Annotated in this window: 15 protein-coding genes; 8 read left to right on the forward strand and 7 right to left on the reverse strand. The window is 44.9% G+C overall.

Going from position 1 to position 17,584, the window contains the following annotated elements; genetic code table 11:
* Positions 1 to 257 precede the first annotated feature (257 nt).
* The gene (locus AC5JPO_RS10525) at positions 258 to 1,028 is read left to right on the forward strand and encodes a hypothetical protein (RefSeq protein ID WP_443525595.1); all 771 of its coding nucleotides are present in this window, start codon (positions 258 to 260) and stop codon (positions 1,026 to 1,028) included.
* A gap of 111 nt (positions 1,029 to 1,139) precedes the next feature.
* On the opposite strand, the gene hemJ is transcribed toward AC5JPO_RS10525, so the two are convergent.
* The 6 genes from hemJ to serB form a co-directional block, all read right to left on the reverse strand.
* Positions 1,140 to 1,574, reverse strand: coding sequence for a protoporphyrinogen oxidase HemJ (gene hemJ / locus AC5JPO_RS10530; protein ID WP_319050960.1), 435 nt, complete (start codon positions 1,572 to 1,574; stop codon positions 1,140 to 1,142).
* 319 nt (positions 1,575 to 1,893) lie between these two features.
* Positions 1,894 to 3,015, reverse strand: coding sequence for a biotin synthase BioB (gene bioB, locus AC5JPO_RS10535; protein ID WP_443525597.1), 1,122 nt, complete (start codon positions 3,013 to 3,015; stop codon positions 1,894 to 1,896).
* A gap of 299 nt (positions 3,016 to 3,314) precedes the next feature.
* Positions 3,315 to 3,821 carry an SCP2 sterol-binding domain-containing protein gene (locus AC5JPO_RS10540; RefSeq protein WP_443525599.1) on the reverse strand — a complete coding sequence of 169 codons (507 nt, stop codon included), beginning with the start codon at positions 3,819 to 3,821 and terminating at the stop codon, positions 3,315 to 3,317.
* A gap of 189 nt (positions 3,822 to 4,010) precedes the next feature.
* The gene (gene aciT, locus AC5JPO_RS10545) at positions 4,011 to 4,403 is read right to left on the reverse strand and encodes an AciT family ciprofloxacin tolerance protein (RefSeq protein WP_443525601.1); all 393 of its coding nucleotides are present in this window, start codon (positions 4,401 to 4,403) and stop codon (positions 4,011 to 4,013) included.
* 289 nt (positions 4,404 to 4,692) lie between these two features.
* Positions 4,693 to 5,688 carry a DUF368 domain-containing protein gene (locus AC5JPO_RS10550; protein WP_443525603.1) on the reverse strand — a complete coding sequence of 332 codons (996 nt, stop codon included), beginning with the start codon at positions 5,686 to 5,688 and terminating at the stop codon, positions 4,693 to 4,695.
* 219 nt (positions 5,689 to 5,907) lie between these two features.
* The gene (gene serB, locus AC5JPO_RS10555) at positions 5,908 to 7,095 is read right to left on the reverse strand and encodes a phosphoserine phosphatase SerB (RefSeq protein ID WP_443525604.1); all 1,188 of its coding nucleotides are present in this window, start codon (positions 7,093 to 7,095) and stop codon (positions 5,908 to 5,910) included.
* 399 nt (positions 7,096 to 7,494) lie between these two features.
* On the opposite strand from serB, the gene AC5JPO_RS10560 reads away from it, so the two are divergent.
* The 6 genes from AC5JPO_RS10560 (at position 7,495) to AC5JPO_RS10585 (ending at position 12,672) form a co-directional block, all read left to right on the forward strand.
* The gene (locus AC5JPO_RS10560) at positions 7,495 to 8,925 is read left to right on the forward strand and encodes a hypothetical protein (protein WP_443525605.1); all 1,431 of its coding nucleotides are present in this window, start codon (positions 7,495 to 7,497) and stop codon (positions 8,923 to 8,925) included.
* Positions 8,926 to 9,100: 175 nt separating this feature from the next.
* On the forward strand, positions 9,101 to 9,337 hold the full coding sequence (locus tag AC5JPO_RS10565; RefSeq protein ID WP_057761656.1) for a PA3496 family putative envelope integrity protein: 237 nt from the start codon (positions 9,101 to 9,103) through the stop codon (positions 9,335 to 9,337).
* 264 nt (positions 9,338 to 9,601) lie between these two features.
* The gene (locus AC5JPO_RS10570) at positions 9,602 to 10,159 is read left to right on the forward strand and encodes a YecA/YgfB family protein (RefSeq protein ID WP_319050953.1); all 558 of its coding nucleotides are present in this window, start codon (positions 9,602 to 9,604) and stop codon (positions 10,157 to 10,159) included.
* Between the two features lie 158 nt (positions 10,160 to 10,317).
* On the forward strand, positions 10,318 to 10,752 hold the full coding sequence (locus tag AC5JPO_RS10575; RefSeq protein WP_443525607.1) for a YbjQ family protein: 435 nt from the start codon (positions 10,318 to 10,320) through the stop codon (positions 10,750 to 10,752).
* A gap of 76 nt (positions 10,753 to 10,828) precedes the next feature.
* Positions 10,829 to 11,326, forward strand: a complete 498-nt coding sequence (locus AC5JPO_RS10580; protein WP_443525608.1) for a YbjQ family protein — start codon at positions 10,829 to 10,831, stop codon at positions 11,324 to 11,326.
* 422 nt (positions 11,327 to 11,748) lie between these two features.
* On the forward strand, positions 11,749 to 12,672 hold the full coding sequence (locus tag AC5JPO_RS10585; protein WP_443525609.1) for a bile acid:sodium symporter family protein: 924 nt from the start codon (positions 11,749 to 11,751) through the stop codon (positions 12,670 to 12,672).
* A gap of 167 nt (positions 12,673 to 12,839) precedes the next feature.
* Here the strand turns inward: AC5JPO_RS10585 and AC5JPO_RS10590 are convergent, their stop codons facing one another.
* Complete coding sequence (locus AC5JPO_RS10590; RefSeq protein WP_443525610.1) at positions 12,840 to 14,006, reverse strand: formate/nitrite transporter family protein; 1,167 nt, start codon at positions 14,004 to 14,006, stop codon at positions 12,840 to 12,842.
* A gap of 312 nt (positions 14,007 to 14,318) precedes the next feature.
* Between AC5JPO_RS10590 and AC5JPO_RS10595 the strand changes: the two genes are divergently transcribed.
* Entirely contained in the window at positions 14,319 to 17,252 is a 2,934-nt protein-coding gene (locus tag AC5JPO_RS10595; protein ID WP_443525611.1) for a valine--tRNA ligase, read from the forward strand.
* The last annotated feature ends 332 nt before the right edge of the window (positions 17,253 to 17,584 follow it).

The raw sequence follows: 17,584 nt of genomic DNA on the forward strand, positions 1-17,584 counted from the left end.
CGCTCACTCTCATACGGTGCGAAATCACAGCTATTATCTTCGTATCATCTAAATTCCTAACCCAAATGTCATTTTAAATTCTACTCTGCGCGCCTCTCCAATAGTGCCATCCATCATTATATTTGCACCGTCTATCGCCCATCTAAAGCGAATAGTGCTTGCAGACGCCTATCTAAATGGTTTATAAGTAAGCGTATAAACATTAATCCTACTATTACTTATACTGTCATTGATACTTTCTTGACCAGGAGTTAGTCATGTCGCGTTTGTCTATACCGTCAGTCGCAGCGTCGTGCAGTTTGTTGTTATTTACCTGTAGTATCACCGGACAAGCCCATGCAGATAGTATGAGTGCACTTATTGCGCAAAAGTCAGTTCAGTCTGATACCCATACACGCTATACATCATCCTATCCAGCAGTCCCTGCTGTCAAAGTAAGTACACACTCTACCATTCAACGTGCAAGCTTACCTCGACGCTCTACCGAAGTATTGCCAACATACAATAACAACTACGCTACGAGTTCTACTTATCAGTACCCTGAGATGCAGCGTCAGGCGCCTCAAATATTGCCTGCGTTTTTATCAGGGAATTATGACAACGTCGATAACGAGTATTTGCCGCTACTAAGTAGTGCTGAAACGCAAAGCAGTAGGGCTGCGCGTGAGGTAGTGAGTACGGCCCGCAAAATGGCACTTAACGAGCGCACGATTATTCAAGGTGGCTGCTGGGACTATTTAAATGCTGTATTTAATCGGGCAGGGGTATCGCGTGATACCATACACAAAGGCACTTATGCGCAAGGGCCCTATGCTAGTAGCAGTGAGATTGAAGCAGGCGACTGGCTCTATTATATCAATCATGGTTACAATGGCGTCGAGCATAGTGGACTGTTCGTCGGTTGGGTCGATGAGCGTGCCAAGCAAGCATTAATACTGAGCTATGCTGGCGAAAATCGCCGTGAGCCTGCGCGCTACCGTGTTTATGATTTAAGCAATGTTTATCAAATTATGCGCCCTAGTGTTTAGTGTTTGATATTTCCAGTTTGACAACATGTTCTATAATTGAATAAAAAAGCGTCCGCAACTCATTGAAGTTACGGACGCTTTTGTTTTACAGGTTAAATGGTTCTTCTGAACCTAAAACGGTTTTACCACGACCAAAATCACGATAATCACTAAGGCAAAGACAGGTACTTCATTGAACCAGCGCCAGAATTTATGAGTTTTATAATGCGGATTATCAATCAGCTTCTTACGATAAAACCCACAAGCGCCATGATAGCCTGACAGCAGCACTACTAATAGCAATTTGACATGTAACCAGCCTTGGGTTTTGTAGACATCCCAGCCCAGCCCCAACATCCATAGACCGAATACCCATGTCGCGATCATCGATGGTGTCATAATACCGCGATATAGCTTGCGCTCCATAATAGAAAAGCGCTCTTGGCTAATGGTATCATCACTCATTGCATGATAAACAAACAGGCGCGGCAAGTAGAAAATCGCCGCAAACCAGCAGACCATCGAAATAATATGTGCCGCCTTGATCCAGTTGAAATAATCTGCCATTACTTAATCTCTTGTTATTAGCCATGTGTTACTAGGGCGTGTCCCTAATTCAAACTTTTATCACTAAATGGGCTAAAAATGGTTAAATCTTTGACAAACGGCGTCAAATAGCTGGTCAATATCTCGATATTGTCTGTACCATTTTCCTTGTTTGCCTGCGATTTATCTTATTTCTATCTCCATTTTTAAAATAGGGAAACGCCCTAGGCTTATTTTCATATACTGTCTGTTAGGGCTAACTGTTGATACGTCAAATGCAGATTATGGATGCAGGTTACTGATGCATGTTGTTAATGCATAGCAACTGCACATGGCCACATTAGTCAGCCAATACCACTTGGGTTTGATGACCGTTCATTGCATCCATTACAGGTAACACTTTAGGTGCTCTTGGGGCGGCAAACTGCTTGGTTAGACCAAGCTCACGCATGAGTCTATCGTCGCCTGATTGACTTGCATTACCAGTCGTCAGTAACTTGTCGCCATAAAAGAAAGAGTTGGCACCTGCCATAAAGGCTAGGGCTTGCTCAGAGTCTGATAGACTCTCACGACCAGCAGACAAACGCACGTAACTGGTTGGACAGCAAATACGCGCCACAGCAATGGTACGAATCCACTCAAGTACTGACAATTGACCTTCCGCCAACACTTTATCACCAATTGGTGTCCCAGCAATAGGAACCAACAAGTTCACAGGAATAGATTCAGGTGCTTTTGGCATCTTGAGTAGCTCGTGAACCCAATCAATACGGTCATCACGGCTCTCGCCCATGCCAACGATGTTGCCACTACAGACATTGATGCCAGAGTTGCGCACGTTTTCTATCGTATCCAAACGCTCGTCATAGCTACGTGTGCTGACCACCTGCTCATAATAGCTACGCGAAGTATCTAAGTTATGATTGTAATAGTCCAGTCCTGCATCGGCGAGCTGCGTTGCTTGATTGGTATCGAGCATACCTAGCGTCATACAGGTCTCAAGCCCCAATGCTTTGACTTCCTTAACGAGCTCTACCACATAAGGCATATCTTTGGCGCTTGGATGCTTCCAAGCCGCACCCATACAGAAGCGTGAGGAGCCAGCTGCTTTAGCACGTTTTGCTGCAGCGATGACCTTGTCCACTTCTATGCGTTTTTCTGCTTGTAGCTTTGTCGTGTCGCGGTGGTGACCCGATTGAGAACAATAGCCACAATCTTCAGGACAGTTACCCGTCTTAATAGACAGTAGTGTACTGATTTGTACTTCATTGGCTTTGAAATGCTCTCTATGAATAGTTTGCGCTTGTAGCAGCAAATCCATTAACGGAAGGTCAAACAACTGAGCGATATCGTCACGGCTATATATTGTCGAAGTACTATCATTGATTAGGCTATCCTCGATTGCGCCGTCATCAATTAGGCTATCGGCGTTTGGTTCAGAGATGCTAAGCAGTCCTGCCATAAGGTAAGTCCTTTTATAGATATTAGTTAGTATTGGGTAAAATCAATATTGTTATCTGTTGTCATTTATAAGGTAACAAAAAAGGTTGCAGTATAGTATACCGCAACCTTTTTAGAAAATCAGAACCCTGCTAGAGAGTATGTATAAATGTCACAGTAGCGCACATAAATAGTAAGGATTTATATTCTGCTCAACTGCATGACAAACTTTTTACTACTTACTATGATCTAATACATTAGCCGTTTATGTAACCAGCTCAATACTAAATCTCTGATTTATTTGACCTGACTTACGATTATTTATTTACCCAATTTATGCTTAGCAACCCCAACCCAATGTCCAGCAAGCTGCTGTGCTTTATAAACATAAGGCTTGGCTTTTTGGAGGTATGGTTTGCACTCTTCTGGTACGGCTGGCACGATATGTTTAGCCAGTTTATTGAACCACATCATTAAGCTGTAGTCACCTTCAATGCTCAGATTGCCTTCTTGAACAGCTGTCATAAACGCAGGTAAGCTGCCTTTGGTCAATAGCTTTACACCAGTCATAGAGTCTTTAAAAGTGATGGTAAGATCTGCGTCTTTTGCATGACCACTTTGTTGACTAAACTGTCCGTTATCAAAGCTAAAAGAACGAGCGATATCAGATTCGGTACTGGCAAACTCAATGGTGACGTTGCGATCAGCAAACAATGCTTTGACATCTTCGTTGTCGCTATCAGCTAGCATAGATAGACGGTAGCCAACGACTGCGAGCAATGCATCTAATGGGTCAGATTTGATATCTAATACAGGAATAGTAAACATAGTGGAACTCCTAAAGGATGGGGCATAAAAATAAAACGTACTTTATACCAGTTTTTATAATAAATATATAATTAGATTATAAACTATCAGATGCTTTGAACTCTTTAGGAGTTAAGTAGAGTGCGTTAAGTATCTTGTAACATTCGATGTCAGTATTATGAATGAGACAGCGGCATATATAAGACAGGATTAGTGAAAGCGTGGATGGTAATCATCATCGTAAACAGGTGTATGCTCAACATAACGTGCCGCTTCCAGCTCGCGCTGCTGACTCACTGACTGGCTCACATCGTCGTAACGCAATGCTCGATACAACACCCAACCTGCCAAAGGCAACCAGCTGATACCCATAGCAATGACATAGCTGTGCCATTCTGACAGTGCAGATAACATCGAGCGACCTGCCAAGATATTCTGGATAACCTCAACGCTCAGCCAATAAACCATCCCGCCAAACAGATACCATAAAAGCCAACGCTGTGATGATAAGGCGAGTGCCACAATCATCCCTACCAGCAAGCCATAGCCCAGCCAAGCTGTGCTACTCCATGCCTCTACACCAATAAAAGAAAAAACCGTCATTACCATCATTCATCTCGCTATTCATAAGGTGAACTCCAATGAAGCTATTATGAAAGGTTATCGGACAAAGCTAAAGAGGGTATAGGCGACTTTGCGACAACCGTTGACGTTTGATTTTTTTAGTTTGTTTTTAAGATATTTGATGGCTAGGTTTTAGGCTAAGCGCCGTGAGGACTGGCGCTCATTTTGAGTGATACGGAAATGGTTTTGCTTGCTTGGGATGTCATCTGTTAGCTGGTAAGTTCGCTAATATGATTGTCAGTTTTAGAATTGACAGTCTGCCAAACGCTTAGACTCGATTGGTACGATTGCCCCACCACGATAGTAAGGACACCAAAACAGCGCCGATCAGCATAAGACCAATTGTGGTGACCCAGTGTGGACCAGTAGGATATTGCCATGGCATGACGTTATTGATTGCCTCGCTGTTAAGCGCACCCGAAACATCTACTTTCCACGGCCAGACTTTTACTAGAGAGCCTGCGATAAACCCTGTCAGCAGTGCCAATGTTGCTTGATAGTAGCGGGACAATAACCACTTTAATGCGCGAGTAAATAACAACAATCCAGTCGCCATACCTGCGACGACAGTTAGGATGACGCTTAGATTCATCGTGTCGACTGCTTCTAGTACCGCATCGTAAGCACCTAACAGTAGCAAAATAAAAGACCCTGATATACCTGGCAGGATCATGGCACAAATAGCGATTGCCCCTGCAAAAAACAAATAGGGCAGACTGGGTGTGGCTGCGAGTAGTGGCAGGCTACTAACGCCCACAGCAGTAATTAATCCAATAGTAAACAATGCCACACGGCCTATGTTCCAGTGCTTGATTTCACTCAATAAGATAAATACGGTCGCGACAACTAACCCAAAAAAGAACGACCAAATGAGGAGCGGTTGGTTGTCCAGTAGATGCTTGATGATACCAGCTAGCGTAGCAAAACTTGTGACAATACCAAGTAGTAAGCACAACAAAAATGTCGCATCAACGTGGCGCCAAATCGCAGCGAATCCTTTGATGCCGCCTTCTTGGCGAAATATCTGCCATAGATTGGGACCAATGCTACTAAGCGCATTAATCAAGCGCTCATAGATGCCGGCAATCAGTGCAATGGTACCACCAGAAACACCAGGTACGATATCAGCGGCTCCCATAGCCATTCCTTTGAGATAAACCCCCAAAAGTTGTTTTGGGTTGTCGTTGCGTACAGGAGCCGTGCTGGTATCAAGTAGCTGCGCTGCTGACGGCTGGTTTGGCCGTGGAGATTGTGGTGCCGTCATGAACAGTCCTTTATTTTTTGGAAGTGAGTATGGTTTGAGAGTAAGTGTCATCTAAGCATGAATGACTAATAAGCAATGAAAAATATAAGTGGTGGGTACTACTAGAATATTAAACCATCGAAGTAAAACCATCTCATAAGGCATGCACTAACGCATAAAAGCTGGATCAATGAAAAAAACATCAATCCAGCTTAGCAGGTACTCTAGAATGTTTAGTGATTACTCAGTAGGCGCAAGCGCTGGATAGCCGAGTGCATAAAGCGTACCCTCAAGACCAGTCACATTAATAGCGGCATCTGCACGTGCTTGCACGATTGGCTTAGCATGATAGGCAACCCCTAGATCAGCAAGCGCCATCATCGGCAGGTCATTAGCACCATCTCCGATACAGACCACTTGTGACATCTTGATGCCCAAGCGTTCAGCAGTATGCTCGACGATAGCGGCTTTTTTGGCACCATTAACAATAGGAAACTGCACATGACCAGTTACTTCATTGTCTTCAATATCCAAGGCGTTAGCATGGACTTCATCGATACCCAGCTGCTCAGCGATATAGCGGGCAAAATAAGTGAAACCGCCTGAGACCAGCACCGTATGATAGCCCAATGCTTTTAGCGCACTGATGGTGGTACGTGCACCAACTGATAATGTTAAGCGGTTACAAATATCATCAAGTACCTCAGTAGAGGTGCCTTTTAGCAACGCCACACGCTGAGCAAATGACTCATCAAAATCAATCTCGCCGCGCATCGCAGCTTCAGTGATGGCTTCGACCTCTTCACCAATACCAGCCGTTTTTGCCAGTTCTACGATGACTTCTTGTTCAATCAAAGTCGAATCCATGTCAAAGCAAGCAAGCTTATGGGTGCGCAGCATATGACCGACAGACAAAATATGACAATCGACAACGTTTAGGTCGACAGCACTATCTGCAATACCAGTGTTGTATTGTTCAGACAAATCATGACGCAGGCGAGTGGTTAGCTGATCATCGATGATGTGGGCGGCGGCAGTCTTTTTGCCAGGATGCATCAGGGTATCAGTCACGGGTACTAGCAAATAGCGGTACACTTGAGCATTGGTAAAAGGGAGGCGCTGTGCATCTGCCGCCGTCGGCTCCGTATCAGATACTGTGATATTGACAAAACTGGCATCAGTATCTTCTGCGACAGTCACCAAATGCCAGCTTGGCTGTTCATCTACCCAAGACTGAATATATTGATGAATATCGATTGCTGACACTTGCGTCGGTAGTACGACGATAAGTGCAAAAACAGGTAGCGATTGTAGCGCATCAAAATCTTGCAGATTGGTATCATCAGGCAATAATGTCGCAATAGAGTCGACGGCTTGCTGCCATGCTTTGCTGTCTTTTGGTAACGAATAAGAGGTATTTTTTGGCATGGCTCATTTGTCCCTTGTATGCTCATATAAGATTGGGAATAATAACAGTTTTCCTGAGCAGCGCCTATAGATGACGCGCAAAGTAACAATGATGTTTAAAAACAGAAATGATGCTCAAAAACAGATCTTATGATGTAAGACGCGATAGAAATGCATTGCTGTTATTATGATAAATTTATAAAGCGACTCACGCTATAAGGTTTGTTATGGTGATATAGTAGACAAGACAAACTGAGCAATAGGTAGTAACGCTAAGCCAAAGACATCAGAGCCTATGTGCTGATAAACCTCAGTGAAGTTGCATCAGTATGCCCGCATCAACATTTTCTAAAAAATAGCCAAAAAATGAGCAATAGCCTCGTTTTTTAATTTCTTTTCTCCAAAAAAGTTTACCATATCATGACGTATTTAGCGCCGCGGCAAGGGTTGTTTGCCATTATTCTTCTGGTTAGTTTTTGTTTGCAGACGCTGTTGTTGGTCATCAGTACCGACCAACAGCTGAGCAAAAGTCGTGCGTTAAAAGGCGAGCAGATGGTCGCCCAGCTGATTGATGAAGCAAGACTGTCTTTAGAAAACAAAGACCGAGTCAGTCTTAGCGTTATTGCTAATCGCTATACCAGCGAGCAAGATGTGACGCGAATACTTATCAAAGACAACACCGACGAGATCCTAGTGCCAGTAGGTAACGCGCCGATGCAACAAGGGGATACGATTCGCCAAATCGCAACCAACGGTGACGCGGTGATTGGTAGCGTCGCACTGACCCTAAAAGATGTCAGTAAGGGCGAAATCATTACCATGCAATGGCCGTTCGTGATCGGCACAATGCTACTGCATTTATTGTTATGGTTAATTTATGGTTATCTTGCACGCCCTACCAAGGAGCAAATCAGCGCACTAAGTCGCAGTATTCAAGAGCTGTACCGCGAGCAATATAATCAGGTCGACCAGCGAGGCTACAATCGTGATCTTGAGCGCCGCACAGACACTAATAGTAAAGCATCTAGCGCCGCTCCCGAACAAGCGCTGACCGAAGACACAACGAACACACGTACGTTCAATGTACATAACGAAGTCAACGAATATCTCAGAACACAGCAAAATCAAGGCGTCAATGACGAAGCGAGCAGCTTGACCGCCACGACTGAGGATAGTGTCGTTGGCGCAGCAGCGACGAGCGACGATCAGCCCAGTAGTCATACAGCTAAACTGTCTGCGACGCGAAACGTTGATAGCGTACGAGTCCAAATCGTCTTTCATGATGAGTTCAATATGCTGGAGCGTTTAGCACCAGCTCAGCGCCTACCTTATCTGGCGCTGTGTACGCAACTGCTCAATCAGGCAGTGACCGAGCTACTCAAACAGCCACTATTGCTGGGCGTCAGTGCGACCAATGAGGCACGTTTCGAGGACGATGGCGCAAGCGTGGTATTAAAGGCGGACAATAGCCATGCAAAAGTGGCGCTGGCTGGTGTGATGCTCGCCAAATTGTACTTGATGCTTAACAAAATCATTCACGATAAGCACATTGAGCTGTCACGTTTTGCCTTACCAGCAAAAGCAGGTGTCAGCGATGAGGCGCAAGCAGAAGCAATGACACATCTGCTACAGAGTATCGGCAAAAAAGAGCAGCTGTTGATACTATTACCTAATGCAGGTCTCAAACAGATCAGCAATCATGTACAAGTACATAGCATCATGCGCCCAACGACAGTTTATGAGCGAGAATGTGCGATATTCGATGGTGGTAATGATTCCCTGATTCAGCGATTGGCAGACGTGCGTAATGCGGTGCTGATGATTGAAGACGACGATGAGTCATCTATGTAGAGGCATTATTTATATTACAATTGTCCGCTATATTACCTATATCACGGTCTTGGCACTGAGGCCGAAATGTGACATATTAAGAAAAAGCATTGACAACATTCAACAGAGACTTTATAAGGCATATATATATTAATGTATATTTAATACCCTTGCCTAAAAATGATAGGAGTTTGTCATGAGTGACGCTGATATTGACGACGATTTTGATGATGATTTTGTCGACGATGATGATGCAAAGATGGTTGAAGAAGCTGAGACGAGCGTACGTACGCGCTTGAGTAGTTTAGAGAAGCGTCGACTGATCGATAATTTGCTAGAAGAAAAGCGTTTGGCTAAAGAATTAAAAGACGATCTAGATGATATAGACAATTTCGATGAAGACGGCGATGACTGGGACGATGATGACTTTTAATTTGTATGCTTTGATCGTCTAAGCTGACTAAAGTGCTTTAATGATCGACCGACACATTACTATTCAATTGTTGATATAGAGTACTCGCTGTTTGTTGTTATTTACAGTTGCTCGCAGTCGTTTCTATCTGATGATACATACTTCATAAAGGCTGCTTGGTTTTAGTGATTCAAGCAGCTTTTGTTTTCAGACCATCCACCATCTTGCATACAACGGATCAATTGCTGCGGTTGATGACACCTATCTTTCAAGGACTACCAAACCATGAGTAACCAACTAAGTTTTGATGAATTACTAGATTATTTGGATAACCAAGAGAGCCAGTTCGTGCTCGATAGTGTCGCGGCGCATGGCTTTTTGACAGCGACTGTCATCGGTCGTCCACTGCCTAACTGGATGGATGCGCTTTTTGAAGGACATGTGAGTGAGATTCCAGACAATGTCATCGATGGCATCAAACGCTGGCGTGACTCGATCATGGCTGAGCTAAAAAACGAGACGCCGATTGAGTTACCATTTGGTGAAGATGCTGGTGACGAAGAGGTAGCAGTTGATTTTTCAGATGAGTCGGATATCGTGGCTTGGTCGATTGGTTTTGTCGATGCGATGTATGGCGATGAGGCGAGCGATTGGTTCGAAGACGAAGAGACAGCAGAAGACGTTGCTGTACTGACCTTGCCAATGATCGTACTAAGCGGCATCGATGATGAAGATCCAGAGCTGTCTGAAATGCGTAAAGATGAAGATAAGATGGTACAAATGGCTAATAGCATCGAGGGTAATTTGACCGAGCTGTTCTTATTGTTCCATACCAATGACTAGTCGTTACTCTAGGAGACTATACCACTGTGTGGTACTACTAGCGGCATATAGTGGCACGCACTAGTACAATAGCATAGTCTCTTTACTTATATTAAAGCTGCCCCATGTATTTTGGTCATTTTCTTAGATACGTTATAAGTCACTGATAAGGTCTTGTTATGGCTGTGCAACTCTCCAATCTTGAACACCTGCCCAATTATCAAATCACCGAGCGCATAGATGTGGTATACGGCAGCACAGTACGCTCAAAGCATGTAGGCAAAGACTTGTTTGCTGGACTAAAAAACATCGTCGGTGGTGAGCTGACGGCTTATACCGAGCTGTTAGAAGAGTCACGTCAAGAGGCGATAGATCGTATGATAGTCAAGGCAGAGGCGCTGGGTGCTGATGCGATTGTAGGACTACGCTTTTCAACTTCTAGTATCGCACAGGGTGCCTCAGAGCTGTTTGTCTATGGTACGGCTGTCAAAGCGGTACCGCAGCAACAATTCCAAAACCCGCCAAGTGATAGCCACCATCACTCAGCTCAACATATGAATCCTCAAACCCCAACCGCGCCCGATGATTTACCGCGTTTCAATCCCTTTGGTTAATTTTGTTTGATTAATTCATTTCGGTTAATTATATAATGCTAAAAGCTGTAGTGCTGTTTATGATGAGAGACGTGCCATGAATGACTCACTGATGCAAGTGCTTATCAATTATGGGCCGTTTGTCTTTCTATTCGCTGCTGGTTGGTTTTTTGGCTCGCGTCACGAGCGTCAGCATTTAGCGCAGCTAAGAGTAGCAGAGCAAGCATTGGGTGATATTACCGTCTCAAGTGAACGCTTCTATCGTCCTCTGCTGGCGACTGGTAGTGAGGGTGAGCTGGTACTGGGTAGTGTTGTCATCGCGCAAGATTATTTTAAAATGATTATCGCCCGTGTACTGAGTGTCTTTGGCAAAAACCTAACTACCTACGAGACATTATTAGATCGCGCGCGCCGTGAGGCGATCGTCCGTATGCGCACCCAAGCAAAAGCCAAAGGCTACACACATATCTATGGTTTGCGCTTAGAAGTCACCAATGTCAACCAATTGGGCAGTATGGTAGAAGCCATAGCCTATGGTACAGCGGTAATCAGTACTGACCATACATCTGCTACACCTCACGTGATACCCGTCTAGATCGTTTTTACCTCAGTCTCAGACATATAAACTGATAGTTGACTGACGAGTAGTCAAAAAAATCAAATACATACACTTTTACAACGATATACTGAATTTTGCCGTTCCGTTATTATTTCGGTTCGTATGGACTAAAAATCGTTATTGCCAAAAATTAGTACTACAAGAATCAGTATTACAAGTACTCGTACTATAAAAACCAATACCGTAAAAGACCAGTACCATAAAGAATTAATACCGTAAAAGATGAGTATCATCAAAAAATTGTCGTTCTAAGCACACAGTTGTGTGAATCAAGATTATATAAAGAGCTGACAACATCGATGGCTGTTACCCCAGATATCAGCAGGATTGGCTGATTGAGCATCACAACGTTGTCATAAACTTGCCCGTGTAAGGGCTCTATCTACAAGGATGTAGTTATGGAAGGTGTGGAGTTAGTCACGTTTGTAAATTCAAAAGTTATTCCTATCAGTATTTTTTTAATTATGATGGGAATGGGACTGTCCCTAGTTACCAATGACTTTAAACGAGTCGTCAAGTACCCCAAGGCCGTCGGTATAGGTCTCACCAATCAGCTTATATTTTTACCACTGGTTGGTTTTGCTTTAGCGGCGTCTATGTCATTAGAGCCTGAGTATGCGGTTGGGGTTATGTTGCTGGTACTGTGTCCTGGTGGCACCACATCAAACCTATTCACTTACCTTGCCAAAGGCGATGTCGCCCTGTCGGTTACAATGACCGCTATTGCCAGCGTCATTACTGTATTTACCATTCCTATCGTACTTAGCTTTTCGCTCGTCTACTTCATGGGAGCGGGCAGCGAGTTTCAACTGCCAGTCGCCAAGACCATGATTAGTCTGATTGCGCTGACTATCTTGCCGGTTAGTATCGGGATGCTGATCAAAAAATATAAGCCTAACTTTGCTGATAGAGCACAGGTTATGGTATCCCGTTTTGGGGTGATCTTTTTGAGCTTCTTGGTGCTTTTCTTGAGCTATGTGCAACGAGACATCATTGTAGAGGCCCTAATTGCTACTGGTCCTGTATCGCTCATATTAAACGTATCAACGATGGCACTTGGGTATTATACGAGTAAATGGTTTGGTCTCAATCCTGAACAGAGAAGATCAATCACCATGGAAGTCGGTCTACAAAACAGTACGCTATCGATGTTTATGGCATTGACGCTGCTCGCTAACTATAAGATGTCGTTGACGCCAGCTATCTACACGCTAATTATGTTCTTGACCGCTGGTATCATGGTCAGAGTATTCACAGCTCAGCACAATAAAGCCAAAAAAACCGAGATAGAAAACAGTGTATTGGCAGCACGTAGAATGTAAGGTGCTTAAAATATTAAGATAACCGTAATAATGTATGATTGCGCCAGTTGAGACAGTACTTGGCAAAAAAGTAGTAATGTATGATGCAATAAAAAAGCCCGCAATACGCTTCGTATAAGGAAGTGCGTTGCGGGCTTTTGTGTGTAGTACCTCTTTTTATCTCAAATCTAAAATCTTCGTCTGTCTATTTTTGCTCTCGCCTCGGCAGTTTGCTCTTTGACCTTTTCGATTTCAAATAAGAACGTACGGTTTTTGAGTACGGCAACGAATACCACGCCACCCACCGTATTGCCCACCAGTACCACGACTAAAAATACCAAATAGTGCCAGAGGCTGACGGTATTGCCATATAGCAGTGCTGAAAATACCTCGATGTTGCCCACGATACTATGGTGCAATCCCAAGAACCCAATACTACCAGTGATGAGGGTGACCAAGACGATACGGCTCAGAGTGTCACGGGCAGAAGTCACTAGCCATGCAGCGACGCCCATCATCCAGCCTGCCAGCACTGCACTGCCAAAGATAACCCACCACTCAAACCCCAAAATATGCTCGGCATAGGCGTCAATAGCATGATCTGTAAACAGGTGCATGTGTAGACCTAGACCAATCATAAGGGCTGCAAATATACAACCGCCCACGATATTACCAGCAATAACGATGCCCCACAGCCTGAGCAATTTATGCAGTGGTTCGATTTTATTGAGTACAGGCAGACTGAGTAGGGATGTTTGTTCAGTAAATAATAACGACTGACCGATCACCACAATAATAAAGCCAATCGGATAGAGTAGGGACGACAATACCATCGCATAGCGACTGGGCAATACGTCATTTAGTAGTGCAAACGCGGATAAAATCACAAAAAAACTGATACCAATCTCGAGCCCAGCGGTAAAGGCACTGGTAAATAACGACCCAAGTGAGCGCTGAAAGGTTTCTTTGGCATGGATGACTTGCTCTACCAAGATACTGGCGTAGCTTTTTGCTTGGCTTAGATTGTCATCACTGGCGACTTTTTTGATGGTTTCTTTATCTTCTTCGCTGATTTCTTCTGGCAAGTCATCATTATCCAGTTCTTCTGTGGCTTTTATGTGGTTATCTGAGTGATGGCTGTCCACATCAGAGCTGTCTATATGAGAGCCGGCGTGAATGTCTTCTACGGCGTGGCTGTGCTGTAGGGTATGACTGTGCTCCATACTGTTATTTTTGTGACTGCCATTCAGCGCATCGTCATCTGAATTTACGTGACTTGTGGTACTCGTATGCAGAGCATTATCGTTTGGCAAGTTGCTTTGAGAGTTAGAGGGTTGCTCGGTATCTTGGGGCACGGTCAGCTCACTGTTGGTTATATAGTGTTTTAGTACGTTTCAGGCTTGGTAGTTTTAAATTTTAGTATGCTCAAATACAGCTACCATTCATATTTTATCGTATGAGGGTAAGATATTCTGTTGCGCGTTTGGCTGACTGGGGTTGTTAATTGAGGAATAAATGCGGTTCACGTCCTATAAATTGCCTTACTATCTAACAAAATCTGCCTATCTGCGTTAAAATCACACTATCAATAACTTTCTCTGTTTTTATAGCATTCTGTGCCATCTCAGTTTGACCACATTCATTACCAACAATAAGATCACCCTATTATGAGTAACCAGACCCTCACGCAATCTATCCAAGCGGCGCTAAGCCAACTAGAAAATGCCTATAATCCTGCACAAGTCGAAGCAGGTATGTATCAAGGCTGGGAAGAGAGCGGCTATTTTCAGCCGACGTTTGACAAAGACGAGTCGTTTTCTATCGCGCTGCCACCACCAAACGTCACAGGCTCGCTGCACATGGGTCATGGTTTTAACAACGCCATCATGGATGCGCTCACCCGCTATCACCGCATGGATGGTGACAATACGCTGTGGCAACCAGGTACAGATCATGCGGGTATCGCCACCCAGATGGTTGTTGAGCGTCGTCTGGAAGCGCAAGGTATCAAGCGCCGTGACATGACCCGTGCAGATTTCATCGATAAAGTATGGGAATGGAAAGAAGAGTCGGGCGGCAATATCACCAGCCAAATTCGTCGTCTAGGTAGCTCGGTTGATTGGTCGCGTGAGCGTTTTACCATGGATGATGGTCTATCTAACGCAGTAAAAGAAGTGTTCGTTCGCCTGTTTGACGATGGACTTATTTATCGTGGTAAGCGTCTGGTGAACTGGGATCCTAAGTTCCAAACTGCGCTGTCTGACCTCGAAGTCGAAAACCATGATGAAAAAGGTAGCTTATGGCATTTTCGCTATCATTTCACGGATACAGAGCTGACCACTCAAGATGGTAAAAACTATCTGGTCGTAGCCACCACACGTCCTGAGACTTTGCTCGGTGATACTGCTGTTGCGGTCAATCCTAGCGATGAGCGTTACGTGCATTTGGTTGGCAAAACTATTACTTTGCCGATTACGGGTCGCGTCGTGCCTATCGTCGCTGATGATTATGTCGAAAAAGACTTTGGTACGGGTTGTGTCAAAATCACTCCAGCGCATGACTTTAACGATTATGAATTGGGTCGTCGCCATAGTTTGCCATTGATTAACATCCTTGATGAGCGCGCCAATATCCTACCAGCGATGGAAGTCTATCCTGACTTGCAAACGCGTGAGCCAGAATTAGAGACCACACCGAGCGAATACGCAGGACTTGAGCGTTTTGCCGCGCGTAAATTCCTTGTAGAGCAAGCAGGCGAGCAAGGCTGGCTAGAAGATATCGAGGACTACGCGCTAAAAGCACCACGTGCTGAGCGTGGCGGTACGATCGTTGAGCCATGGTTGACCGATCAGTGGTATGTCGCTGTTAAAGAGCTGGCTAAGCCTGCGATTGATGCAGTAGAAGACGGCAGTATTGAGTTCGTCCCTGCACAGTACAAAAACATGTATATGGCGTGGATGACTGATCTGCAGGACTGGTGCATCAGTCGTCAGCTGTGGTGGGGTCATCGTATCCCCGCATGGTATGACGATGCGACAGGTGAGATTTATGTCGCCCGTGATGAGGCGGAAGTGCGTACTAAATACAACCTAAGCGACGATGTAAAACTGCGCCAAGATGATGACGTGCTCGATACATGGTTCAGCTCAGGTCTATGGACGTTCAGTACGCTTGACTGGGCAGACGTCAACGCCGATCCACGCGTGATGGACACTTTCCATCCGACCAGCGTGCTCGTGACAGGTTTTGACATTATCTTCTTTTGGGTTGCGCGCATGATCATGATGACCATGCACTTTGTGAAAAACGAAGACGGTACGCCGCAAGTACCGTTTAAGACCGTATATGTGCATGGTCTGGTACGTGATGGCAATGGTCAGAAAATGTCAAAATCGAAAGGTAACGTCTTAGATCCGATTGACCTAATCGATGGTATTGAGCTAGAAGCGCTGGTAGAAAAACGCACCAGCAACATGATGAATCCAAAAGACGCGGCCAAGATCGAGAAGCAAACGCGTAAAGAGTTCCCAGAGGGTATCCCAGCTTATGGTACGGATGCACTACGCTTTACCTTTACCTCGCTTGCTAGTACTGGTCGCGATATCAACTTTGACCTTAAGCGTGTCGAAGGCTATCGCAACTTCTGTAATAAAATCTGGAACGCCAGCCGTTTTGTACTCATGAACTGTGTCGATGGTGACAGCAATGCCAAGCCTATCGACCAAACGGCGAACCCTGACGTGTGGGAATTACCAGAAAAGTGGATCATGAGTCGTCTGAACTCTACCGTTGCCGATATCCATCAGCATTTCGCTCAGTATCGTCTCGATATGGTCAGCCAAGATATCTATGAGTTCATCTGGAACGAATACTGTGATTGGTACGTTGAGCTTGCCAAAGCCAGTCTAAATGATGACTCAGTATCTGACGAGCGTAAAGCGCAAATCCGCTATGTGCTACTGCACGTACTAGAGACGGCGCTACGTTTCACCCATCCAATCATGCCGTATCTGACTGAGCAAATCTGGCAGACCATCGCGCCACTACTGGGTCGTAAAAACACCGACAGCATCGTGGTCGCTGACTATCCACAGACCGATGACAGCCAAATCAGCGAGCAAACTGAAGCGGATATGGCGTGGCTACAGGAGCTAATCGCGAGCGTCCGTAACATCCGTGGTGAGATGAAATTGGGCAATGCGGTACGTTTGCCAGTGCTACTACAAAACGTCTCTAGCGATGAAGAAGCGCGTCTATCACGTATCAAAAACCAGTTCAAAGCGCTTGCTAAAGTCGAGAGCCTAACCATCGTCAAAGAAGGCGATGATGTGCCGCTATCGTCATCAAGTATGGTCGGTCAGCTACGGGTACTCGTACCGATGAAAGGGCTAATCGATCCTACGGCTGAGCTAGCACGTCTGGGCAAAGCGCATGAAAAGCTACAAAAGCAAGCCGACGGCATCGCGCGTAAGCTAGGTAACGAAGGCTTTGTCAGTAAAGCACCTGCGGAAGTGGTCGATGCTGAGAAAGCGAAACTGGCTGAGCTAGAAGGGCAGTTGACCGCGACGACGGCGCAGATGGAGCAGTTAAAAGCATTATAAGAAAAGCAAAAGCTTAAAAAGCATGGCCTCAGCATCGGAGTCCTTTAAAAATGGGCAAATATGCGATGCATGGGGCGTTGTTCTTTAATCACTCAGCTCGGCGCTCGTCCCTCGCGCAAGAACCTATCATTGATAGAGGAAATATGGGTCAAGTGGCTAGATACTTAACCTGTGTCTACCTCTGTTCAGGTTTTTGTTATCGTGTTTCCTCCTGTAGAGAATGAAACAGAAGTTAATACTCAATCCGTTAAGTAAAAACGCAAACTTGGGTTTTTACAAGGTGAGATGACGATGCCGAACGAGACTCATTGGGGTGATGATTAATTGAAAAG

The sequence above is a fragment of the Psychrobacter sp. H25 genome (assembly GCF_059076335.1).